16 protein-coding genes are annotated in these 23443 nt (G+C 73.5%); 3 read left to right on the top strand and 13 right to left on the bottom strand.

Annotation, left to right across the window (positions count from 1 at the left end; all coding sequences use genetic code 11):
- Positions 1-6: 6 nt before the first annotated feature.
- On the top strand, positions 7-1095 hold the full coding sequence (locus tag AAC944_RS13345; RefSeq protein WP_030614701.1) for a M48 family metallopeptidase: 1089 nt from the start codon (positions 7-9) through the stop codon (positions 1093-1095).
- A gap of 53 nt (positions 1096-1148) precedes the next feature.
- Here AAC944_RS13345 and AAC944_RS13350 read toward each other — a convergent pair whose 3' ends face one another.
- The 5 genes from AAC944_RS13350 to proB form a co-directional block, all read right to left on the bottom strand.
- The gene (locus AAC944_RS13350) at positions 1149-2384 is read right to left on the bottom strand and encodes an SCO2583 family membrane protein (protein ID WP_030614704.1); all 1236 of its coding nucleotides are present in this window, start codon (positions 2382-2384) and stop codon (positions 1149-1151) included.
- 107 nt (positions 2385-2491) lie between these two features.
- Complete coding sequence (locus AAC944_RS13355; RefSeq protein WP_030614707.1) at positions 2492-3169, bottom strand: SCO2584 family spore wall biosynthesis protein; 678 nt, start codon at positions 3167-3169, stop codon at positions 2492-2494.
- A 176-nt stretch (positions 3170-3345) separates the two neighbouring features.
- The gene (locus tag AAC944_RS13360; RefSeq protein ID WP_030614709.1) at positions 3346-4623 is read right to left on the bottom strand and encodes a glutamate-5-semialdehyde dehydrogenase; all 1278 of its coding nucleotides are present in this window, start codon (positions 4621-4623) and stop codon (positions 3346-3348) included.
- 213 nt (positions 4624-4836) lie between these two features.
- On the bottom strand, positions 4837-5346 hold the full coding sequence (locus AAC944_RS13365; protein WP_030614713.1) for a DUF8830 family protein: 510 nt from the start codon (positions 5344-5346) through the stop codon (positions 4837-4839).
- A 244-nt stretch (positions 5347-5590) separates the two neighbouring features.
- Positions 5591-6730, bottom strand: a complete 1140-nt coding sequence (proB, locus tag AAC944_RS13370; protein WP_438272799.1) for a glutamate 5-kinase — start codon at positions 6728-6730, stop codon at positions 5591-5593.
- A 417-nt stretch (positions 6731-7147) separates the two neighbouring features.
- Here proB and AAC944_RS13375 point away from each other — a divergent pair, with 417 nt between their 5' ends.
- Positions 7148-9343 carry a hypothetical protein gene (locus AAC944_RS13375; RefSeq protein WP_368397175.1) on the top strand — a complete coding sequence of 732 codons (2196 nt, stop codon included), beginning with the start codon at positions 7148-7150 and terminating at the stop codon, positions 9341-9343.
- Positions 9344-9415: 72 nt separating this feature from the next.
- Here the strand turns inward: AAC944_RS13375 and AAC944_RS13380 are convergent, their stop codons facing one another.
- The 3 genes from AAC944_RS13380 to AAC944_RS13390 all read right to left on the bottom strand — a co-directional run bounded on the left by AAC944_RS13380 (position 9416) and on the right by AAC944_RS13390 (position 14766).
- Positions 9416-13705: an nSTAND1 domain-containing NTPase gene (locus tag AAC944_RS13380; protein ID WP_030614723.1), complete on the bottom strand. Its 4290-nt coding sequence runs from the start codon at positions 13703-13705 to the stop codon at positions 9416-9418.
- A gap of 61 nt (positions 13706-13766) precedes the next feature.
- Complete coding sequence (locus tag AAC944_RS13385; RefSeq protein WP_030614726.1) at positions 13767-13958, bottom strand: DUF397 domain-containing protein; 192 nt, start codon at positions 13956-13958, stop codon at positions 13767-13769.
- Positions 13918-14766, bottom strand: a complete 849-nt coding sequence (locus tag AAC944_RS13390; RefSeq protein WP_030614729.1) for a helix-turn-helix domain-containing protein — start codon at positions 14764-14766, stop codon at positions 13918-13920. The genes AAC944_RS13385 and AAC944_RS13390 overlap by 41 nt, the downstream gene beginning before the upstream one ends.
- 89 nt (positions 14767-14855) lie before the next feature.
- On the opposite strand from AAC944_RS13390, the gene AAC944_RS13395 reads away from it, so the two are divergent.
- Positions 14856-15308, top strand: coding sequence for an ATP-binding protein (locus tag AAC944_RS13395; RefSeq protein WP_368397176.1), 453 nt, complete (start codon positions 14856-14858; stop codon positions 15306-15308).
- Between the two features lie 15 nt (positions 15309-15323).
- Here AAC944_RS13395 and AAC944_RS13400 read toward each other — a convergent pair whose 3' ends face one another.
- The 5 genes from AAC944_RS13400 to AAC944_RS13420 all read right to left on the bottom strand — a co-directional run bounded on the left by AAC944_RS13400 (position 15324) and on the right by AAC944_RS13420 (position 23313).
- Complete coding sequence (locus AAC944_RS13400) at positions 15324-16076, bottom strand: type 1 glutamine amidotransferase (protein ID WP_030614735.1); 753 nt, start codon at positions 16074-16076, stop codon at positions 15324-15326.
- A gap of 225 nt (positions 16077-16301) precedes the next feature.
- Entirely contained in the window at positions 16302-17741 is a 1440-nt protein-coding gene (gene obgE, locus AAC944_RS13405) for a GTPase ObgE (RefSeq protein WP_030614738.1), read from the bottom strand.
- 215 nt (positions 17742-17956) lie between these two features.
- Positions 17957-18211: a 50S ribosomal protein L27 gene (rpmA, locus tag AAC944_RS13410; RefSeq protein WP_030614741.1), complete on the bottom strand. Its 255-nt coding sequence runs from the start codon at positions 18209-18211 to the stop codon at positions 17957-17959.
- Between the two features lie 14 nt (positions 18212-18225).
- Positions 18226-18546, bottom strand: coding sequence for a 50S ribosomal protein L21 (gene rplU / locus AAC944_RS13415; RefSeq protein ID WP_030249628.1), 321 nt, complete (start codon positions 18544-18546; stop codon positions 18226-18228).
- A 255-nt stretch (positions 18547-18801) separates the two neighbouring features.
- Complete coding sequence (locus AAC944_RS13420; RefSeq protein ID WP_030614746.1) at positions 18802-23313, bottom strand: Rne/Rng family ribonuclease; 4512 nt, start codon at positions 23311-23313, stop codon at positions 18802-18804.
- Between the last annotated feature and the right edge of the window lie 130 nt (positions 23314-23443).

The raw sequence follows: 23443 nt of genomic DNA on the forward strand, positions 1-23443 counted from the left end.
GCACCGATGACGGATGGCCCGAACGGCAGCGAGCGCGTACCGAGCAGGGACCGCAGGCGGTTCCCGGGGATCTCTTCCCGGGCGTACGAGCACCCCGCGGACCGGTCCGCTCTGGTGGCCCTGCGCAAGCTGAGCGGGTTCGACACCGTCTTCAAGGCACTGAGCGGCCTGCTGCCCGAGCGCAGCCTGCGGCTGCTGTACCTCTCGGATTCGGTGCGGGTCAGCGACCAGCAGTTCGCCCACCTCAACGCCATGCTGCGGGACGCCTGTCACATCCTGGACCTGGAGAAGGTCCCGCCGATGTACGTCAATCAGGACCCGCAGCCCAACGCCATGTGCATCGGCCTGGACGAGCCGGTGATCGTGCTGACCACGGGGCTCGTCGAGCTGCTCGACGAGGAGGAGATGCGCGCGGTCATCGGCCACGAGGTCGGCCACGCGCTGTCCGGGCACGCGGTGTACCGGACCATACTGCTGTTCCTGACGAATCTGGCGCTCAAGGTCGCCTGGATCCCGCTGGGCAATGTAGCGATCATGGCGATAGTCACCGGGCTGCGCGAGTGGTTCCGCAAGTCCGAGCTGTCGGCGGACCGGGCGGGGCTGCTGGTCGGCCAGGACCTCCAGGCTTCCATGCGCGGCCTGATGAAGCTCGCGGGCGGCAACCACCTCCACGAGATGAACGTCGACTCCTTCCTGGCCCAGGCGGAGGAGTACGAGCGCGGCGGCGACCTGCGCGACTCCGTCCTGAAGATCCTCAACGTGCTGCCGCGCAGCCACCCGTTCACGACGGTGCGCGCCGCCGAGCTGAAGAAGTGGGCCGCTTCGCGGGACCACCAGCGCATCATGGAGGGGCACTACCCGCGCCGCGACGAGGACAGGGACACCTCGGTGTCCGACTCCTTCAAGGAGTCGGCGACGCACTACGCCGACTCGGTGCGCAACAGCAAGGACCCGCTGATGGGCCTGGTGCGGGACATCGCGGGCGGCGCCGGGGACCTGGGCGGCAAGCTGCGTGACACGGTGTTCGGCAGTGGGCGGAGCGGCGGCTCGGGCCGCGCGCGGTCGGACGGCCCGGACGCGGCGCCCGGCCAGTAGCCACCGGGAGCCGGCCCGCCGGGCTCCATGCACCGGCCCCCGGCCCGCCGGGCTCAGTTCACCGGGCTCGGTTCCGCCGACGGTGCCATGACGCCGCAGAGCGAGGCGTTGGTGCTGCCGTGGGCGTACGGGTCGGTGCCCTGGGGGCGGCCGTTCCCGGCCCGTTCACCCGCGAGCAGCGGCCGCAGGGCGCTCTCCGGGCCGGAGTTGCAGGACATCGGTCCCGCTTGGAGGTAGCTCGACTGGACCTCCAGGCGGCGGTCGCGCAGGTCGTCGCGGTCGAAGCGGAAGTGCAGCTCCCGGCGGACGGTGAAGAGTGACGCACCGTCGGCCCGCTGCCGCGCCGCGGCGCGTGCCTTGCCGTCGTCCGCCGGGCCCGTCGCGCTCGTGGCCGTCGCGGTCGTCACGCTTCCGGAAGCGCTCCCCGATGCCACCGGCGCCGCCTCCCCCGAAGCCGCCGGTGCCGTGTTCCCCGGGCCCCCGGCGGAGGTCCGGCCGTCGGGCGGCCGTACCGCGTACACGAAGGTGTAGTCCGCGGTGACCTCCAGGGCGTTACCGCCCGCCGCGGGCTCCACCGCGAGGGTGCCGTCGACCCGTACGCGCGGGTCGGCGAGCCGGGACTGCGAGGGGTCGAACCGCACCAGCCAGCCGGTCGCGGCGTGCCGCCCGTCGTCGGACGGCCGCTTCAGACTCCGGTCGAACTGGTCGAGCTGCGAGGTGTCCAGCAGCAGCCGCACGCCCCGCGCGGGCCCGCCGGCCAGCGTGTCCGGGTCCAGCGAGGACCGTACGACGTACTCCTTCGCCGTGGTCAGCGCGGTCATGACCTGACTGTCGGAGAACTGTCCGGTGCGCCGTACGACGGGGAGGTTGACGCCCGCAGCGCCGGTGCGGAAGCCGGCCGCCGGGCTGTGGTCGTACAGGTCACCGGGCTGTCCGCCGGGCACCGTGCCCACCGGCGCGAGCGGAATGACCGTACTGCGCAGCGGCGGTGCGGGGGTGGGGTCCGGAGCCCGGTACGGATGACGGACGCCCATGTAGATCGCGGTACCGAAAGCCAGCGCTATCAGCAGGACGAGGATCAGCGCCTGCCGGGAGCCGCCGAAGCGCGACCACGCGTGGCGGCTGCGCACCGCGGGCGCGTGGTCCCCCATCCGCTCCTGCGCGGAGAACTCCTGCAATCGCGCAGCGCGTACGAACGATTCGTCGAACACGACGGATCGGTACTCGTCCTCCCCTCCGCCCGGGGCTCCCGCGGGGGTCCCTTCGGGAGGGTCACCTGGCCCGGTCATACAACAAGAGTAGGTCGGGGACGGCCGAGGTAAACGCCCAGGTGCGCGCCAACTTCCCGGTGCAGGTCAGGCACGGCGCGCGCACGGCGTAAAGGGGCGTGGGCCGGTCAGGGCTCGCGCGGTACGGCGGACGCCGACGGCGGGCCGGAGTCGGCGGAGGCCGAAGGCAGTACGACGGGCGGGGCCGGGCCGCCGCGTTCGGCGCTGGAGGCGGGGGCCTGGCCGATGCTCGCGGTGGGCGGTCTGCCGTCGACGCCGGTGGTGGCGGGCGGCGGGGCCGGGGTCTGCGTGCGGCCCGAAGCGCCTCGGTAGACGGCCGTGAAGGCGAGCACGACCATGCCGATGCCCATCAGGACGGCCAGCACCCAGGCGATGGGGCGGTGCCAGCGGGCCGTACCGCGATAGGGGCGCAGAGCGCCGCCGTACGGGCCGTACGGGCTGTAGGGGAGGAACTCACCGGCCGGCCGGCCGTCCGGCGCTCCTGCGGCCTCCACAGCCCCTTCTGCGCCCTCCTGGCCGCCGTCCGGGTCACCGGCCGGCAGCGGGCGGCCCCGGCCGGCCTCCGTCTCGGCGCGGGCCTGCGCCGCGGCGACCATCCGCTCGACGGCGGTCGGCTCGTGGATGAGGGCCGACCGGACGAATTCCTCGTCGAAGACCACGGCGGCGAACTCGTCACCCCCGCCCCCGCGGGGCGAGTGCGCGTCCGCCTCTCCGTGGTTCCCGTGGTGGTGCTCGTCGGGCTCACTGCCGTCCGGGAACGGCCCGGCCCCCACGTCGTCCGGCACCCGTCCAGATTAGCCGCGGACGGTCAATTCGGACAGAGAGCGCGGGAATTCACCTCGGTCGGGACAATCGCCCCGGAGGACAGGAATTCGCCCGCGGCATTCCGCGCCGCGGGCGCTCCCGCCTGCGTCCCCGCCTCCGCTCCCGAGGGAGCGTCAGCTTCGCGTCCGCCCCGGCGTCAGTCCCGTACGTGTCCGTCGCCCGTGACGATGTACTTGGTCGAGGTCAGCTCCGGCAGGCCCATCGGGCCGCGGGCGTGCAGCTTCTGCGTGGAGATGCCGATCTCGGCGCCGAAGCCGAACTGGCTGCCGTCGGTGAAGCGGGTGGAGGCATTGACCGCGACGGTCGTCGCGTCCACCAGCTGGGTGAAGCGGCGCGCCGCGGCCTGCGAGGTGGTGACGATGGCCTCGGTGTGGCCGGAGGACCAGTTCCGGATGTGCGCGACGGCGGCGTCCAGGTCGGGCACCACGGCGGCGGCGATGTCGTACGAGAGGTACTCCGTGGCCCAGTCCTCGTCCGTGGCGGGCGCGACCATGCCGGGCCCGGCCTTCTGCCAGGTCTCGTCGCCGTGCACCATCACGCCCGCCTCCGTGAGCGCGGCCAGCGCGCGCGGCAGGAAGGCGTCCGCGATGCCGGCGTGCACGAGGACGGTCTCGGCGGCGTTGCAGACACTCGGGCGCTGCGCCTTGCTGTTGACGAGGATCTTGAGCGCCGTCTCGATGTCGGCGTCCTTGTCGACGTACACGTGGCAGTTGCCGGTGCCGGTCTCGATGACCGGGACGGTGGACTCCTCCACGACCGTACGGATCAGGGAGGCGCCGCCGCGCGGGATCAGCACGTCGACCAGGCCGCGGGCGCGCATCAGCTCCTTCACCGACTCCCGGCTCTGGCCCGGTACCAGCTGGACGGCGTCGGCGGGCAGCCCGGCAGCGGCGACGGCGTCGCGCAGGACGGCGACCAGGGCGGTGTTCGAGGCGTACGCGGAGGACGAGCCGCGCAGCAGGACGGCGTTGCCGGACTTCAGGCAGAGGGCCGCGGCGTCGACCGTGACGTTCGGGCGGGCCTCGTAGATGATCCCGACGACGCCCAGCGGAACGCGGACCTGGCGCAGGTCCAGGCCGTTCGGGAGGGTCGAGCCGCGGACGACCTCGCCGACCGGGTCGGGCAGCGCGACGACGTGCCGGACGTCGGCGGCGATGGCGGCGATCCGCTCGGGGGTGAGGGTGAGCCGGTCCACGATGGCGTCGCTGGTGCCGGCCGCGCGGGCCTTGGCGACGTCCTCCGCGTTGGCGGCGACGATCTCCTCGGTCCTGGCCACCAGCGCGTCGGCGACGGCCAGCAGGGCGCCGTCCCGTGCCGTGCGCGGCAGCGGGGCGAGCACGGCGGCCGCCTCCCTGGCGCGGCGGGCGGTGTCGAGGACGGGCGAGGGCTGGGCGGCGTCGGATGCGCTGGTCATGGCCCGCAGCCTAACGGGGGCGCGGGCCCCGGCCATGCCGTATTTCATACTGCGGGACGCCCCGGTCAGGACTCCGGGACGCCCCGCAGGGCCCACGCCGCCCTCGAGGACGCGGCGTACACGCCTCCTTGAGTACAGCCGGCGCCGCCTCTGTGAGCGCGGCCACAGCCTCCGTAGGCGCGGCGTACGCACTCACCTACGTACGCGACCGCGTCAGTACGGATGCACCCCCACCGGCGACGCCGGCGGTGGGCCGTAGCCCTCGGCGATGCGCTGGTGGTAGGTCTCCCGGTCGATGACCTCCAGCCCGACGATCTCCCAGGGCGGCAGCTTGGCCGAGGAGCGGTGCTCGCCCCACAGCCGCAGGGCGACCGCCGCGGCGTCGTGCAGGTCCCGGGCCTCCTCCCAGTAGCGGATCTCCGCGTGATCGTTGGCGTATCTGCTGGTCAGCAGGAAGGGGTGGTCGTGGGCCAGCTGCTCCAGGGCCCGCCGGACCTCCTTCAGCGGTGCTTCCTCACCGGAGACGCTGAGGGTGACGTGCCAGAGTCTGGAGGCCTCCCGCTCCCGTGGGAGCGGTGCCTCCTTGAGCCTTCCGCCCGGCTGCACACGTTCGTCACGCTCCGTCCCGATGGTCTCGTCACCGGGACGGGTGCTGGTCCCCACGCTGGTCAGCGTCCGCTCCGCCGTCCCTCGGGGCAGCGCCCCTGGGCGCCCTCGTCTCACCGGCGGCCTCCTGTTATGCGTATCGCTCCGCTCGCGCGTGCGGAGCCGATCGGTGCTGTCTCACATCGGCGTAGCGCGCTGGTACTGCGCCGGAAGCGCCGCTCCCCTTCGGCGTCCCCGCAACAAAGTTGACCAGCCCGCGGCCCGTCGCGGGGGCGTTTTCGAGAAGCTCTCCGTTGAAAGGCTGGTCTTTCGGCCGCCCGGACGACCCCTCCTCAGTGCTGTTTCCCCCTCGTGACGGCCGTCAGTGGTGCAGTACGACCAAGTCGTCACGGTGCACGACCTCGCGCTCGTACGCGGGGCCCAGCTCACGTGCGAGGTCGTGGGTGGACCTGCCGATCAGACGGGGGATCTCACGGGCGTCGAAATTGACGAGACCGCGTGCGACGGGCTCCCCTGCGGTGTTCCGCAGTTCGACGGGCTCGCCCGCGCTGAAGCTGCCCTCGACCGCCGCGATGCCGGCCGGCAGCAGCGAGGAGTGCCGTTCGACGATCGCCGCCACGGCCCCGTCGTCCAAGGTCAGCGCGCCACGCGGGGTCGAGGCGTGGGCGAGCCACAGCAGCCGGTCGGCGGAGCGGCGGCCGGTGCGCAGGAAGTGGGTGCCGGTCGGGCCGCCGGCCAGCGCCTCGGAGGCGTGCACGGCGGAGGTGAGGACGACCGGGACGCCGGCGGCCGCGGCGATCCGGGCCGCCTCGACCTTGGTGACCATGCCGCCGGTGCCGACGCCCGCCTTGCCGGCGCTGCCGATGGAGATGCCTTCGAGGTCCTCGGGCCCGCTGACCTGCGCTATCCGTGACGTACCGGGGGTGGAGGGGTCGCCGTCGTACAGGCCGTCGACGTCGGAGAGGAGGACGAGCAGGTCGGCGCGGACCAGGTGGGCGACGAGGGCCGCGAGCCGGTCGTTGTCGCCGAAGCGGATCTCGTCGGTGGCGACCGTGTCGTTCTCGTTGACGATCGGTACGGCGCCCATGGCCAGCAGCTGGTCCAGGGTGCGGTAGGCGTTGCGGTAGTGGGTGCGGCGGCTGGTGTCGTCGGAGGTCAGCAGGACCTGCCCGACGCGGCGGCCGTAGCGCGCGAAGGAGGCGGTGTACCGGGCGACCAGCAGGCCCTGGCCGACGCTGGCGGCGGCCTGCTGCCGGGCCAGGTCGCGGGGCCGCTTCTCCAGGCCGAGCGGCGCGAGGCCGGCCGCGATGGCGCCGGAGGAGACCAGCACTATCTCCTTGTCCTGGTGCTTGGCCAGCACGTCGACGAGCGCGTCCACCCGGTCGGCGTCCAGTCCGCCGGCCGCGGTGGTCAGCGAGGACGAGCCGACCTTCACCACGATCCGCCGGGCCTCCGTCACGTCCTGCCGTGCGCCTGCCGCCTGCCCTGCGCCTGTCACCATTACCCCTGTACTCGCCGTGTCCGTGCCGTTCGGCCCTGTGCATGCTGCCGTACGGCCTACGGATATGGATGCCGTATGGCGTACGGACATGAACGCCCGTACGGGCGAAATCTACGGCAGACGGACCGGCGGCCGCCTGTCCATATCGTCTGCCGGACGGCGCGTGACTACGCAGCGGACGCCTGCGATCATGCGTACGGGCAACCTACGCAAGACGGAAAAGGGCGCCACTTGGTTCCGAGCGAATCGTCCTGATTCGCGGTGATGCGAGCCACAGCAGATTGTCTTCCGGGCACGCAAAGTCATACGGTCGGTTGTCGACCTGTCCCGTGCGCCGCCCCCACGGCGCCTCATCGCCGGGACTCGGCCGCCCCACCGGCCCCCCACCTGACCGACTTGCCGCCAGGAGCCCCGCCCGTGCCTTCCGCCGGATTCGCCAACCGACGAGCCCTCAAGCTCGTGGCCCTGTTCGCGATGCTCATCGCGTTCGTGGCCCAGCTCGTCGGTGCCCTGCTGCCCGTCGTGCCGTTGTTCATCGCCGCGTCCGTGGTGAACCTCGGCCTCGACCTCTATCTGCAGCACAAGCAGCCCGGGCTGCTCTCCCTGCTGGGAAAGATCCGGCTGGACATCACCGTCCGCCAGCTCATCCGCGACATGCTGATCCTGGTCGGGCTGCTGCACATCGAAGGCATCAATCCGCTCAAGGAGCAGGCTCCCCTCACGATCGGCCTGCTCGTCTTCTACGTGGCGCACTTCGCGTGCCAGGCGGCCGCCGTCATGGTCCGCCGCACCCGCACGCTGCCGTTCCTCACCCGTAACGTCGACGCCTCCGCGCTGCGCCTGACCAAGGCCCCGCCGCGGCTCCTCGCCCGCCAGACCGGCCGCCGCCTGCTGCGTTTCTCCGTGCCGACCACGCTCGGCATGATGGCCACCGCGATCACCCGGGACGCCCTGTGGGGCGGCGTCGGCGTGATCGTCTCCCTGGTCCTCGCCGTCGGCGGCACCGTCTACCTCGCGACCTGGCTGCTCCCGAAGAAGCGCGCCGTGAACGAGCAGCGCGCCCTGGAGTGGCTGGACAACTGGCTCGCCGAGTACCAGCCCACCGTCGGCATGTACTTCTCCGGCGGCACCACCTCCGCGTACCAGGCCAACATGTGGCTGAGCACCCTCGCCGAGCTGGAGGGCAAGCCGATCATCGTGCTCCGCGAGCGCTTCATGGTGCAGAAGATCGACGCGACCGACATCCCGATCGTCTGCATCCCCAAGGTCGCCAACCTGATGCGCCTGGAGCACTCGGCCCTGAAGGTGCTGCTGCACCCGGCGAACTCCGGCAAGACCTCGCAGATCCTGCGCATCCCCTCCATCAAGCACGCCTTCATCAACCACGGCGAGAGCGACAAGCTCTCCTCCTGCAACCCCTACGCCAAGGCGTACGACGAGGTGTGGGTGGCCGGTCCCGCCGCGCGCGACCGCTACCAGCTCGCCGACATCGGCGTGGAGGACAAGGACGTCGTCGAGGTCGGCCGCCCGCAGCTGGCGCCCATCAAGGCGTACGAGGGCGCGCCCAAGGGCGAGTACACCACCGTGCTGTACGCCCCCACCTGGGAGGGCTGGGACGGCAACCCCGGCAACACCTCGGTGATCCTGGCCGGCGAGAACATCGTCCGTGAGCTGCTCGCCGACCCCAAGGTGCGCCTGCTCTACAAGCCGCACCCGATGACTGGCTCGGTCGACCCGCGCGCGGGCGCCGCCAACAGCCGCATCCAGGCGATGATCGCCGAGGCCAACGCCAAGCGTTCGGGCGCCCGCCCCGGCCCGGAGGCCGCCGCCGCGCTGGAGGCCCGCGCCGCCGACCTGGCCGCGCTGACCACCTCCGGCTTCCGCCGCAGCGCCGACGAGATGGAGCGCATGCTCGTCCAGGGCGCCCCCGAGGAGGGCCGCGCCGCCGCCGTGGCGGCCGCGACCGCCGCCTGGGAGGAGGCCTACTGGGCGTCCTTCCCGGAGTGGGAGCACCTGATCATCACCACCTCCCGTCCGGCGATCTTCGCCTGCTTCAACCAGGCCGACGTCCTCATCAGCGACGTCTCCAGCGTCGTCTCGGACTACCTCAGCAGCGAGAAGCCGTACGCGGTCGCCAACACCTCCGGCATGACCGAGGACGAGTTCCGGACGAACTTCCCGACGGTGCGCGCCGCGACGATCCTCACGCCCGAGGCGGACGGCGTCGCCGGCCTGCTGGAGACCGTGCGCAACCCGGAGCGGGACACGCTCGTACAGGCCCGCAGGGAGCTCAAGGAGCACCTGCTCGGCCCGTCGGACCCGCCGTCCCTGGCCCGCTTCGACGCCGCGGCGCTCGCCCTGCGCGCCGAGGCCGAGGAGCGCCGGATCCGGATGGAGGCCCGGCTCGCGGGCGTCCCCGGCCAGCGCGAGGAGGGCACGGAGGCCAACGAGGCGCAGGAGGCCGCCGAGGAGATGGAGCTGGACCCGGCCGAGTCCGCCGACCCGGTCGAGCCCGCCACCGAGCCCGCGGAGGCCGCCGAGGCCGCGGACGCGGCGGAGACCGGCGAGCCGCCGGTCGCGGCCGACGGCTCGGAGGCGCGCGCCAGGGTCTGACGGCGGCGCCGTACGCACGACACGGGAAGGCCCCGCGAGGTGACAAGCCTCGCGGGGCCTTTCCCGTGCGCGCTAACCGCCGCAGACCTGCGGCGGCGGGCCGCCCGTCATGCCGTCCCGCTCCGCCGCCGTGAAAGTGCGCCGGCCCAGCACCCGGCACAGCTCCCGGCGCCAGTCCTCCGGGGCGAGCCGTACCAGGTCGACGCCGTCGGACGAGTTGTCCTGCCGGAGCAGCGCCTTCCCGTCGTCGGTCGCCGTCAGGAAGTGCTGCGGCCTCCCGAAGTCAAAGGTTTCCTCGTACGCGCCGTCCGCCGTGTAGATGCGCGCCGAGGAGCCCTCCGCGAGGAACAGCCGCGGGCTGTCGCCGACGAAGAACGCGTCGAAGCCGCCGGTGCCCTGCTCGCTCACCGGGCCGATCGGGCCCATGATCCGCTTCGGGGGGCCGCCGGACACGGCCCACAGCTCGATCAGCGATCCCTGGGTGAGGACGCCGGCGCGCGTACCGGCGTCGTCCAGGAAGACGGCGTTGGCGTCCCTGCCCAGGCCGATCTTCTTCACCGCCCGGCCACGGCGCAGGTCGACCACGTGGAAGGCGCCCTCGTCGGCGACCTTGACCAGCACCTGACCGGCCTCCGGCGGGTAGCGGCCGATGTCGAAGCCCGCGCTGGGCGGCGAGCTCTGCGAGTCGAAGGGCGGCGGGCCGTCCTTGGTCAGCTTCAATTCGCGCAGGTCCAGCCGTGACAGCCGCCGCCCGGTCCTGGCGTCCCAGCGCATCACCACCGTGTCGGTGCGGGTCACCAGCTCGTCCGCGCCGAGGAAGAAGACCTGCGGCATCTCCCGCTCGTCCCAGTCGTTGGGGCGCGACAGCGGCAGCTTGATCCGGGCCACCGGGCGCAGCGACGGCAGCGCGTGGACCAGCACGGTGTCGTACGCCGCCACGTCCGCGACCAGGGTCTCGCCGCCGTTGACCGACGGTGCCAGGAGGTATCTGCTGTCCTCGGCGGCCAGTGGCTCGGCGACCCCGCGCTTCTCGTACGGCGGGCTCTGCGCGAGGATCTTCCGGCTGTCCACCGTTCCCAGGACCCGGAGCCGGCGCTCGGCACCCTTCCCCGACCTGATGATCATGCGGGTGCCGTCCCCGAGGAGCCGCGGGTCCTCGGCGCGCTCCTGCCGCCGGGTGTTCAGCACCGTCGCGGTGATGCTCCTGCCGTCCGCCACGGCGACGACCGGCGCGTCGGCGCCGCCGAGCAGCCGGCGGCCGATCAGCGCGGCGTACTGCCCGCTCGAGGTGGTCCCGAGCACCTTGCGGCGCGTCCGGTCGTACACGGTCCACTCGCCCGTCGCGGCCGTGGCCAGCCGGCCGCCGGTCCGGTCCACGGCGAAGTCGTCACAGCCCGCGCCGTTCTCGGGGACGTAACGGCCCAGCTCCCGGCCGTCGGCGACCCGTACGAACCGGTACCGGAGCTTGGTGATGTTCGCACCCTCCGAGCAGACCACGGCGGTTCCGCCGTCGCCCGAGACGGTCGCGTCGGCCACGTCCTCCGCGAGCTTCCGGGACGTGCCCGTACGGGTGTCCACGGCCACCAGCCGCAGGTCGGAGTCGAGCCCCAGTCCCTGCTCCTTCCCGGCCGTGGCCACGACCGTGCGGTCGTCGGGGCCGAACCACACATGGCTCAGGTCGTCCGGGGCCGTGGCGGGCAGCCGGCGGCGCTCGCCGGCCGCCAGGTCCCACAGCGTCACGCGGCCGTGTGCCACGGTCACGGCGCGGCGCCCGTCCGGCGAGAGGTCGCCGATGCCCTTCGGATTCGTCGTCGTGCCCTTGACGTCCGGGTCGTCCTCGTCGCCGCGCAGCGTGTGGGCCGGGCCGATCAGGCCGTCGGTGTGCGGCCGTACGTCGTGCCAGACCAGTGAGCCGCCGCGGATCAGGTAGGCGATGCGCTTCCCGTCCGCGCTGACCATCGGGTAGATGATGTTCCTGGTGACGGGGAGGTGGACGCGCCGGGTCCGTTCGCCGCCGCCCCGGAGGAAGAGCGTCGCCCGCCCCAGCTCGGTGGTCACCAGGACCACTCCGCCGTCCGCGCTGAGCGCCAGCGCGTCGATGCTCCCCTGCGTGCCGGACAGCTGCCAGGTGATGCCGTGCATCTCGTCGTACCGGCGCATCAGTTCGTTGCGGGCCTCGCGCGTCGGCGACGTCCGGTACGCGGCCATCGCCACCATGGCAGCCAGCCCCGGGTCCTGTTCGCGCAGCTCCACCGAGAGGCCCGCCAGCTCCCGGGACCGGGACTGCCGGTCCGCCTCGGCCTTCAAGTCCGACTGCACGACGAGGAACGTGCCCAGCGTCACGATCAGCGCGAGCACCAGTCCCCCGGCGATCCAGGCAGTACGTCTTCGCAGCTTGCGGGCGCGCCGGTGGCGCAGCCCGCGCTCCAGGTAGTCCAGCTCCGCCGCGCTCAGCTCGGCGCGGCGGTCCGTCAGCCACGGCTGCGCCGCCCGCAGTTCGTCCGCGCCCGGCAGCCGGTCGGCCGGCTCCCCCGCCGCCTGCCAGCGCTCCAGGTCCCGGCGGAGCCCCGTGCGCCAGAGCAGGAAAGCGCCGTCCGCCCGTACCCGCTCCGCCAGCCGCGGCCAGGCACCGATCAGCGCCTCGTGCGCGAGCTCGACGGTCTCCCGGCGTTCGCTGTCGGTCCCGAGGACGAGCAGCCGCCGCGCCGCGAGCGCGCGGGCGATCCGCCACCGCTCCTCGCCCGCCTCCGCCCGCGTCAGGACGTTGCGCAGCGGACCGCCCTCACCGCCGGGCCGCACCCGCACCAGCCCGGTCAGCAGCCGGAGCGCCACGTCCTCGTCCGCCTCCGGCACGCACTCCCGCCAGATGCCCTCGGCCTGCTGCCCCAGCGCGCCCTGCACGCCGCCGAGCGCGCGGTACGCGTCGAAGCGCAGCTGCCCGCGTTCCTGCGCGCGCCAGAGCCGGTCCAGGACGAAGCCCAGCAGCGGGAGCGCGCCCGGCTCGCCGCCCGCGTCGTCCAGCATGGTGTCGACGAGCCCCGGGTCGTAGGCCATCCCCGCGACGGTCTCGACCGGCCGCACGATCACCGCGCGGAGCTGCTCACGGGTCATCGGCGCGAGCGCGTGGACCGTACGGCTCAGCGCGGGCCCGGTACCCGGATGGGCGAGCGCCGCCTCCAGGTAGTCGGCCCGCAGGGTGACCAGGACGCGTAACTCCTCCGGAGGGTCGGCGGGGAAGAGGACGGGGGCCGCGGTGTCCGCCTCCCGGTCCCCGGCGCCCGCGAACAGCTCCTCGCCCTGGTCCACCACGATCAGCAGCCGCCGCGCGCCGGTCTCCGCCAGCACCAGCCGGACGGTCTCCGGCAGCCCGCCGTCGGCCAGCAGCGGCGCGAGCGCGCGGGCCTGGGCGACGCGTTCGGCACCGCGCAGCTCCGGCCGCAGCAGGGCGGCCAGCTCAGAGGCGAGCGTGGTGAGCAGGGACCGCCCGGCGGCCGGCCGCACCACCACGACGGCGAAGCCCTCCGCGCGCAGCCGCGGTACGACACCGGCCAGCGCGAGCGAGGACTTGCCGCAGCCGGACGGCCCCACCATGGTCACGCACGGGTGGGCCCCGACCAGCTCCGCGACCCGGTCCGCCTCCTCGTCGCGCCCGAAGAACACCTCCGCGTCCGCCTCCTGGAAGGCCGCGAGCCCCCGGAACGGGGACGCGGGCCGCAAGACGGGAGCGAGCGCGGGTACGGCGTCCACGAGCGACCGGGTGGGGATGAGGAAGCTCTGCCGCGGCCCGGAGAGCTGCGACCGCGCCACCATGCCGACGACGGCACCCAGCTCCTCGTCCCATACGGGCGCGCCGCTGAAGCCCCGCTCCACCGGGGTGCCGTGGGCGTCCCCCTGCGAGAACTGCACCCACCCCTCGGCGGTACCGGCCCGCAGCCGCCCCACGTGCCAGACCCCTCCGGGGCTGGCGGCGGGGAAACCGGCGACGCGCACGGCGTGCTCCCACACGCTCGCGGCCTCCGCCATGCGCAGCGGGCGGGCGCCCGCGATCGGGGTGCGCATCTTGAGCACGGCGATGTCGCCGCTCCCGTCGTCCCCGTACGGCAGCCAGTGCGCGACGTCCGCGACCGCGCTGCCGCCGCCGTTCAGCGGCAGGTCGACACGTACGTGTGCACCCGCGGGCAACGGCTCGCGGTGTGCGGTGCCCAGCGCGTCGGAGACGACGTGCGCGCAGGTCACGGCCAGGTCGGGCGCGATGAGGAACCCCGCCCCCGCGATGTCCCCGTCCGGCCCCGGCGCCCTGACGCGCAGCAGCGCGGCCCCCAGCACGTCCTCCGCACTCCGCAGCCCCGCCAACCCCACCACCCCCGTGAGTCAACCCCACGAGGAGTATGGCCAGTTGGCGGCCTGAGCGGTATCCCCTACGTCATCGGACGTAGGCGAGGAAGTCGGCGAACGCGCCGGGCGACACGGTGACCGCGGGGCGGTCGGGGTCCTTGGAGTCCCGGATGGCGACGAGGGCGGGGAGCTCAGCGATCTCGACGCAATCGCCGCCGTCGTCTCCGCTGTAGCTCGACTTACGCCATCGGGCCTCGGCGAGGATCAGGGACGTGCTCATAGCGCTCCTCCATCACTCGGGCGATCAGCTCCGCTGAGTCCATCGGGGACAGCGCGGATGCCCTCAAGCGATCGTAACGACGTGAACGCTCCTTGACGTCCTTGCGGTTGACCGTTGCCCACGCCTCCTCGTAGCCCTCCATGTACGCCACGTCCGACTGGTCGTCGAAGGAGTAGAGGATGAACGACCCCTTCATCCCCGCATGCGCCCCGGCCCTGAAGGGGAGCACCTGGATGTCCACATTGGACGTGCCCTGGAAGTCCAACAAATGGGCCAGTTGACCTGCCATGACCTGCGGGCCACCGACCTCCCGGTAGAGGGCGGCCTCGTCCAGCACCACCCACAGGAACGGGGGCTCGTCGCGCCACAGGATGCACTGCCGATCCATACGGGCCTCCACGGCGGCGTCGAGGTCGTCGTGCGCGCTCACACGGAGTACGGCACGCGCGTAGTGCGGCGTCTGCAGCAGGCCGTGCACCAACTGGGCCTGGAACACCCGGATCTCCGAGGCCGTCGCCTCCAGATGCGCAATGCGCTGGTACCACGACGGCAGACGCTGCCGCTTCGCCATCTCCCACAGGCGGACCAGCGCGCCGTCCGCGCCCAGCGCGGTGTCAATGCGCGGAATGTGTTCGTCCTTCGGGGTCTTCGCCGCCGTTTCGATCTGGCCGATCATCGAGCCGGTCAGGTAGACGATCTCCCCCAGCTGCGCCAGCGTCAGCCCGGCCTGCTCCCGCAGGCGTCTCACCTCAGCGCCGAAGAAATGGAGCGGGGAGGCCCCTGGGTCGAGACACTTGATGTTGGCCATGGGAGCTCCCTCGCTCGACCTGCGCCACCCGACGGAGAGTTGCTTTCACGCAGTAGCAGAGCGTAATCGAGCCTGCGCAGGATTGTCCCGTGAACGACACTTCCGACACCGGCATCGACACCATCGGTACCTGCACCTTCCCGACGCGGGAGTACCGGATCTCCCTGCGCGTCGGCTCCCACAGCCCCCGGCACGTGCGGCGGGTCGTACGGGCGCTGCTGCGGCTCTGGGGGCTGGGGCGGCTCGTCGACGCCGCTGAGCTGGCCGTGACCGAGTTGCTGGTCAACGTGTACCGGCACGTGCCGGACCGGCGGTGCACCGTGACCGTGCGACGGCACGAGGGCGGCGGGGAGGGAGTGGTGATCGGCGTGCACGACGAGCACCCCGCGCTCCCCCGCGTAGGGGACGCCGGCCCGTGGGAGGAGGGCGGCCGGGGGCTGGCCGTCGTCGCGGCGGTCACGGACAAGTGGGGCGTGGCGCCGGACGGCGACGGCCCGCAGCGCACCGGCGGGAAGACCGTCTGGTGCGAGCTGCGGGCCTGAGGCCGCACAAGGCCGTCAGCGCGCGGCGCGTTCGAGGATCAGCGTGCGGAAGTGGGCCAGGCTTCGCTCGGCCAAGGGGCGCAGGGCCGGCGCGACGGTCCGGGCGTCGGCACGCAGGGCGGCCGTCGCGTCCGGGCCGTGCGCCGCCACGGCCTCGGCGGCGAAGGACGGTTCGGCGAGCCAGTCGTCCAGCAGGGCCGGGGTGACCTCCAGGTGGAACTGGAGCCCCCACGCGGCCGGGCCCACGCGGAAGGCCTGGCACTCGGTGGTGCTCGTACGGGCCAGGACCCGGGTGTCGTCGTCCGGGACGATGCGGTCCCCGTGCCAGTGGAGCACGCCGGGGGCGTCGGCGAGGGGGCCGACGACGGGGTCGGTGCGGTCCACGTCGTGCAGCGGGGCCCAGCCGATCTCGGGCGGCAGGCCGGGCTCGGTGCCGGGCCGCACGGTAAGGCCCTGGGCGCGGGCGAGGAGCTGGGCGCCCAGGCACACGCCCAGCGTCGGGACCTGCGCCCGCAACGCCTCGGCCAGCAGGTCCCGTTCGAGCTTCAGCGCGGGGTGGCCGGTCAGGTCGTCGGCGTTCATGGGGCCGCCCATGACGACCAGGCCCGCCAGGCCGGACACCGGCGGCAGATCGCCCGCCGTGGCGCCGGGAGTGTCGATCAGGTTCCGGACGACGATGTCGAGGCCGCTGCCCTCCAGCGCGTCCAGGATCATGCCGGGCTTCTCGACGTCGATGTGCTGAAGTATCAGGACGGTGCGCGCAGGCACGGTGAAACGCTCCCAGAGGTGCGGAATCGGGCAGGCGTTGCACCTTAACCCGGTGGGCCGGCCCCCTTCGCCCGGGGCCGGACCGCAGGCCCGAATTCGTGCGCAGGGGGCAGCAGGCCCCGAACCCGTGCCGCAAAGGGCCGGGGCCCGGTGCGTGTGCACCGGGCCCCGTTCCTGACCGTACGTACCGGTACCGGTACCGATATCGGTCGGCGCGTCGTCCGGTCAGCCCAGCGGGTCGAAGCCGTCGTACTCCGCCTCCGCCTCGTCGCGCTCCGCCTGGCGGTCGCGGCGGCGCTGGGCGGCCGGGCGGGGGGCCTCCAGGCGGTGGTCCTCGCCGCGGCGGCCGAGCATCTCGGCACCGGCCATCATCGTCGGCTCCCAGTCGAAGACGACCGCGTTGTCCTCAGGACCGATCGCCACGCCGTCACCGGGGCGCGCACCGGCCTTGAGCAGCTCCTCCTCGACGCCGAGGCGGTTGAGGCGGTCGGCGAGGTAGCCCACGGCCTCGTCGTTGTTGAAGTCGGTCTGGCGGACCCAGCGCTCCGGCTTGTCGCCGCGGACGCGGAACAGGCCCTCGCCCTCGGGCTTGACCGTGAAGCCCGCGTCGTTCACGGCCTTGGGGCGGATGACGACGCGGGTCGCCTCCTGGACCGGCTTGGCGGCACGGGCCTGCGCGACGATGTCGGCGAGGGCGTAGCTCAGCTCCTTGAGGCCCGTACGGGCGACGGCCGAGACCTCGAAGATGCGGTAGCCGCGGGACTCCAGGTCGGGGCGGATCATCTCCGCCAGCTCCTGGCCGTCCGGGATGTCGATCTTGTTGAGGACGACCACGCGGGGCCGGTTCTCCAGGCCGCCGTACTGCCGCAGCTCCTCCTCGATGATGTCGAGGTCGGAGAGCGGGTCACGGTCGGACTCCAGGGTGGCGGTGTCCAGGACGTGGACGAGCACCTCGCAGCGCTCGACGTGGCGCAGGAACTCCAGGCCGAGGCCCTTGCCCTGGCTGGCGCCGGGGATCAGCCCGGGGACGTCCGCGATCGTGTAGACCGTCGAACCGGCCGTCACGACACCGAGGTTGGGGACCAGGGTGGTGAAGGGGTAGTCGGCGATCTTCGGGCGGGCCGCGGAGAGGACGGAGATGAGGGAGGACTTGCCGGCGCTCGGGTAGCCGACGAGCGCCACGTCCGCGACCGTCTTCAGTTCGAGGACGATGTCCCGCTCCTCGCCGGGCTCGCCGAGCAGCGCGAAGCCGGGCGCCTTGCGGCGGGCGGAGGCCAGCGCCGCGTTGCCGAGGCCGCCGCGGCCGCCCTGGCCCGCGACGAAGGTGGTGCCCTGGCCGACCAGGTCGGCGAGGACGTTGCCCTTCTTGTCGAGGATGACCGTGCCGTCCGGGACCGGCAGGACCAGGTCCTGGCCGTTCTTGCCGGAGCGGTGGTCGCCCGCGCCGGGCTGGCCGTTGGTGGCCTTGCGGTGCGGGTGGTGGTGGTAGTCCAGGAGGGTGGTGACGTCCTGGTCGACGACCAGGATCACATCGCCGCCGCGGCCGCCGTTGCCGCCGTCGGGGCCGCCGAGCGGCTTGAACTTCTCCCGGAAGACGGAGGCACAGCCGTGGCCTCCGTTACCCGCGGCGACGTGCAGCTCGACGCGGTCCACGAAGGTGGTCATGGGGGGTGCCTCCAGTAACTACGGGGTCGTACGTGCGGGCCCGGCGGTCGGGCCGCGTCTCCGTACGGGTTGTCTCTTCGGTCGTCAGTGACTTTTTCAGTTCGTCAGTGACTTCTTCGGTAACACGCGAAGGGCGGACCCGCTTCCCGTGGAGGAAGTCGAGGTCCGCCCTCGCGAAAGAACCGTTCTACGGTGCCAGGAAGCCCTTAAGGGATTCAGGCGACCGGAACGATGTTCACGACCTTGCGGCCACGGTGGGTGCCGAACTGCACCGCACCGGCCTCCAGCGCGAACAGCGTGTCGTCGCCGCCACGGCCGACGCCGGTGCCCGGGTGGAAGTGGGTGCCGCGCTGGCGGACGATGATCTCACCGGCGAGGACGGCCTGGCCGCCGAAGCGCTTCACGCCGAGCCGCTGAGCGTTGGAATCGCGACCGTTCCGAGTGGACGATGCGCCCTTCTTGTGTGCCATGTCTCCTCAGTCCCTTACTTCGCCGGAGCGTCGATGCCGGTGATCTTCAGCGCGGTGTGCAGCTGACGGTGGCCGATCCGCTTCTTGTAACCGGTCTTGTTCTTGTACTTCTGGATGCGGATCTTGTCGCCCTTGTGGTGGTCCACGACCTCGGCCTGGACCTTCACGCCGGCGAGCACCCACGGGTCGCTCGTGACGGACTCACCGTCGACGACCAGCAGCGTCGAGAGCTCGACGGAGTCGCCGACCTTGCTGGTGGAAATGCGGTCAACCTCGATGACGTCACCGACAGCAACCTTCTGCTGACGGCCGCCGGTGCGCACGATCGCGTACACGCGGAACTCTCTCTCGCTAGAAACGGGACCACTGATGCCAGCCGCCCCGGGGCCCTGCGGGCCCGGCTATCCGACGCGCTGCGCCCGCGAGGGGCGCGATCCGCATTGGACGAGCGGCCTCCCCCGATGGAACCGGGAGGTGTTTGCTCAGGTGGTGTGGCGTCATACAGACGCCGACGGTCAAGGTTACGGGGCCTTGACCAGGGGGTCAAACCGGGCCCCGGGGCGGTGTGCACCCCGGGGCCCGGTACCGCGTCAGTCCTCCGCGGGAGCCGACACCGACGAGGGCGCGGGCTGCTCGGCGGCCGCGGTCTTCTTGGCCGCCGTCTTCTTCGCCGTCGCCTTCTTGGCCGCCGTCTTCTTCGCCGCGGTCTTCTTCGCGGCGGTCTTCTTGGCGGGGGCCTTCTCGGCGGTCTTCTCCTCGGACTTCTCCTCGGATTCCGCGGCCTTCGCAGCCTTCGTGGCCTTCGTGGCGGTCTTCTTGGCCGCCGTCTTCTTGGCCGTGGTCTTCTTGGCGGCGGCCTTCTTGGCCGTCGCCTTCTTCGCCGTGGCCTTCTTGGCCGCCGTCTTCTTCGCGGCGGTCTTCTTGGCGGGGGCCGACTCCTCGGCGGCCTCCGGCTCGGCAGCCGCGGCCTCGGGCGCACCGGCCTCGGCGTCAGCCGCGGGGGCCTCCGCCGGGGCCTCGGCCACCGCGGGGCCCTCCGCCGCCGGAGCGGCGGCCTCGGGCTCCGCCCCGGCACCGGCCGGGGCCGACACCGCACGGGTCACCCGGCGGCGGGCACGGGCCGGACGGGCGGCGGGCTGCGGCTCGGGCTCGGCGGCGGGCTGCTCGGCAGCCGGCTCCTCGGCCTGCGCGGGGGCGGCCTCGGCGGCGGCAGCGGCCGGAGCCTGCTCCGTACCCGCAGCGGCCTGCTCGGCGCTCTCCGCGGCAGCCTCCGGGGCGGCCTCGGCAGCCGGCTCGGCGGCCGTCGCGTCGGCCGGTACCACGATCGAGGCACCCTCGTCGGCGGCCTTCGGGGAACCCGCCGGAGCGGACACCTTCCGGCTCGCCCGGCGACGGCCCCGGCCGCGGCCCCGCTCGGCGGCCGCCTCGGCCTCGGCCGGGCTGGAGAACCACTCGTCGGAGTCGGCGACCGCAGGGGTCAGCTCCGCCTCCGTGACGGGCGCGGGCTCCAGCGCCTCCGCCGGAACGGCCGCCTCGGCGGCCTTCTCCTGCTGGTGGTCCTGCTGGTGGTCGTGCTTGTCGCCGTTGCCGCCCTTGCCCTTCTTCTTGCGCTTGCCGCCACCGCCGGAGCTGGTCGCCTGGTCCATGTGGACGAGGACGCCACGGCCGTTGCAGTGCACGCAGGGCTCGGAGAAGGACTCCAGCAGGCCCTGGCCGACCCGCTTACGGGTCATCTGGACCAGGCCCAGCGAGGTGACCTCGGCGACCTGGTGCTTCGTACGGTCCCGGCCCAGGCACTCCAGCATCCGCCGCAGCACCAGGTCCCGGTTGGACTCCAGCACCATGTCGATGAAGTCGATGACGACGATGCCGCCGAGGTCCCGCAGGCGCAGCTGGCGGACGATCTCCTCGGCCGCCTCCAGGTTGTTTCTGGTGACGGTCTCTTCCAGGTTGCCGCCCTGGCCGGTGAACTTGCCGGTGTTGACATCGATCACGACCATGGCCTCGGTCTTGTCGATCACCAGCGAGCCGCCGGACGGCAGCCAGACCTTGCGGTCCAGCGCCTTCATCAGCTGCTCGTCGATCCGGTACGTCGCGAAGACGTCGACGTCCGAGGTCCACTTCTGCAGGCGGTCGGAGAGGTCCGGGGCGACGTGCGAGACGTAGCCGTGGATGGTCTCCCAGGCCTCGTCACCGCTGACGATGACCTTGGAGAAGTCCTCGTTGAAGATGTCGCGCACGACCCGGACGGTCATGTCCGGCTCGCCGTACAGCAGGCTCGGGGCGTTGCCGCTCTTCGCCTTCTTCTGGATCTCCTCCCACTGCGCCTGGAGACGCTCCACGTCACGGCGCAGCTCGTCCTCGCTGGCGCCCTCCGCGGCCGTACGGACGATGACGCCCGCGTCCTCGGGGACGATCTTCTTGAGGATCTGCTTCAGGCGCGCCCGCTCGGTGTCGGGGAGCTTGCGGCTGATGCCGGTCATCGAGCCCTCGGGCACGTAGACCAGGTACCGGCCGGGCAGCGAGACCTGGCTGGTCAGCCGGGCGCCCTTGTGACCGATCGGGTCCTTCGTGACCTGGACCAGCACCGACTGGCCGGACTTCAGGGCGGTCTCGATGCGGCGCGGGCCGTTGCCCATGCCGAGCGCCTCGAAGTTGACCTCACCGGCGTACAGGACGGCGTTGCGGCCCTTGCCGATGTCGACGAAGGCGGCCTCCATCGACGGCAGGACGTTCTGCACCTTGCCCAGGTACACGTTGCCGACGTACGAGGTCGACTGCTCCTTGTTGACGTAGTGCTCGACGAGCACGTTGTCCTCGAGAACGCCGATCTGGGTCCGGTCGCCGTTCTGGCGGACGATCATCTCGCGGTTGACGGCCTCGCGGCGCGCCAGGAACTCCGCCTCGGTGATGATCGGCACCCGGCGGCGGCCCTGCTCGCGGCCCTCACGACGGCGCTGCTTCTTGGCCTCCAGGCGGGTCGAGCCCTTGATGGACTGGACCTCGTCGGACGCCTCCTCCTTCTTGCGGGGCTCACGGACCTTGACGACCGTACGCTCCGGGTCGTCGCCGTTCGCTGCGGACTCGGCGGCGTCACCGCTGCGACGGCGGCGACGGCGGCGGCGACGGCTGCTGCTGGAACCGCCGGCCGGCTGCTCCTCGGCGCCCTCCTTGGCCGGCTCCGGCTCGTCCGCCTCGGGCTCCTCGTCGGCGGACTGCTCGTCGGCGCCCTCGGCACCGGCCTCGGCGGACTCGCCGGACTCCTCGCTGCCCTCGGCGTCCGCGGCGTCACCGCGGCGACGGCGACGGCCACCGCGACGGCGACGGCGCGAGGGACGGTCGCCCTGCTCGTCGTCACCCTGCGCGGCCTCCGTCTCGGACTCCTCCTCGGCCTCGGCCTCGGTGGTCTCCTCCTCGACGGGGGCGGCCGGCTGCTGCTCGGTGCCGTCCGCGCCACCACGGCGACGGCGACGGCGCGCCGGGCGCTCGGCGGCGGCCTCCTCCTCGGGCTCCTCCACGACGGCGGCCGCGGCGGCCGCGGCGGCGGTCTCCGGGGTCTGGAACATCGGCTCGGTGAAGACCGGGGCCTGGAAGACGGCGCTCGGCGCCTGGGCCGCACGGCGGCGGCCGCGACCCTGGGGCTCCTCGGCCGCGTCCTCGTCGGCGGCGGCACGGTCCTGCGCGGGCTGCGCGAAGGCAGGCGCTGCCGGGCGCTCGGCGCGCCGGCGGGTACGGCGGCGCGGCGCCTCACCGGACGCGTCCTCGGCCTGCCCGGCGGCGGGCGCGGGGGCGGCGGGCGCCTCCTGTACGGCCTGCTCGGCGGGCTGCTGCGCGGCCTCGGCCTGCGGGCTCTCGGCGGGGCGCTCGGCACGGCGGCGCGTACGGCGGCGCGGGGCGGCCGCGGCGTCCGGGGCCGGCGGGGCGTCCTCGGCGGCCAGGGCATTCGCCGCGGCGGCCACCGGCTGCTCCTCGGTGTGCTCGGCGACGGGCGCCTGAGTGGCGGCGGCCGGCTCGGCGGGCGCGCCCTCGGGAGCGGTGGCCTTGCGGGTGACGCGGCGGCGGGTACGGGCGGGCCTGGCGGGCTGCGGCTCGGCCTCGGCGGACACGGCAGCGGCCTCCTCGGCACGCGCCTCCTCCGCCGCGGCCTCGGCGGCGGCAGCGGTCTGCTCGTCGTCCTCGTCCTCGGCGGCGACCGGCTCGTCGGCCGGGGCCGGGGTCACCGGAGCGGCGGCCTCGTCGGGCTGCGGCGCACCGGCGGGCGCGGACACCCGGCGGGTGGCGCGGCGGCGCGTACGGGCAGGCCTGGCCTCCTCGGCGGGCGCCTGCTCGGCAGCCTCGGCGGGCTGCTCGGCGGTCTCCTGCGCGGCCGGTGCGGGCGCGGCGGCCTGCGGCTCCCCGGCGCCGGCCGGGCTGCCGGCGGGCGCGGTGGCCTTACGGGCCGCACGGCGGCGCGTACGGGCGGGGCGGGACCCGGCGGCGGACTCGGCGGCCGCAGACTCGGCAGCGGCGGTCTCGGCAGCGGCGGCGGACTCGGCCTGCGCCTCGTCGTCGGCGCCCACGGCGGCCGGCTCCGGGGTCACGGCGACGGCCTGCTCGGCCACCGGCGCGGCGGTCTCGTCGGTCTGCGGCGTACCGGCCGGGGCCGACGCACGGCGGGTCGCACGGCGGCGGGGGCGCGCGGGCGCGGCCTCGTCACCGGAGACGACGGCGGGGGCCGCGGCGGCCGCGGGCTGCGGGGCGCTCTCGGCCGGAGCGGCGAGCGCCGCGGCGTCCTCGGCCGGCGACTCGGCGGCCTCGGCGGCGGTCGCACGGGGCGCGCCGGCGGGGGCCGACGCACGGCGGGTGGCGCGGCGGCGGGGGCGCGCGGGCGCGGCCTCGTCACCGGACACGACGGTGCCGGCGTCCCCGGCGGGCTCCTGCGGCGCGTCGGCCGGCTGCGGGGCCGTCACCTCGGTGCCGGCGGTCTCCTTGACCGGCGGGCCCGCGGGGCGGGACGCGGCGCGGCGCCTGCGGCGCGGCGGCAGGGTGTCGCTCGGGGTGCTGTTCCCGGAGCGGCTCTGCGCGGGCTCCGAGGATTCCTGGGGCTCAATGGGTTCGAGCATGCGGGCGGTTCTCCCGTCACGCTCCCGGGCGCCGCGTCCGGTTCCGGCCACGGCCCGCGCGTAGGGCGCGGTGCCGCGGTCCGGGGCGCGGGCGCCACACGGGAGCTTTAGTCTCGCTCGCCGGGCCCTT

This window comes from Streptomyces sclerotialus (assembly GCF_040907265.1).
In the GTDB taxonomy this organism is placed as follows: domain Bacteria; phylum Actinomycetota; class Actinomycetes; order Streptomycetales; family Streptomycetaceae; genus Streptomyces; species Streptomyces sclerotialus.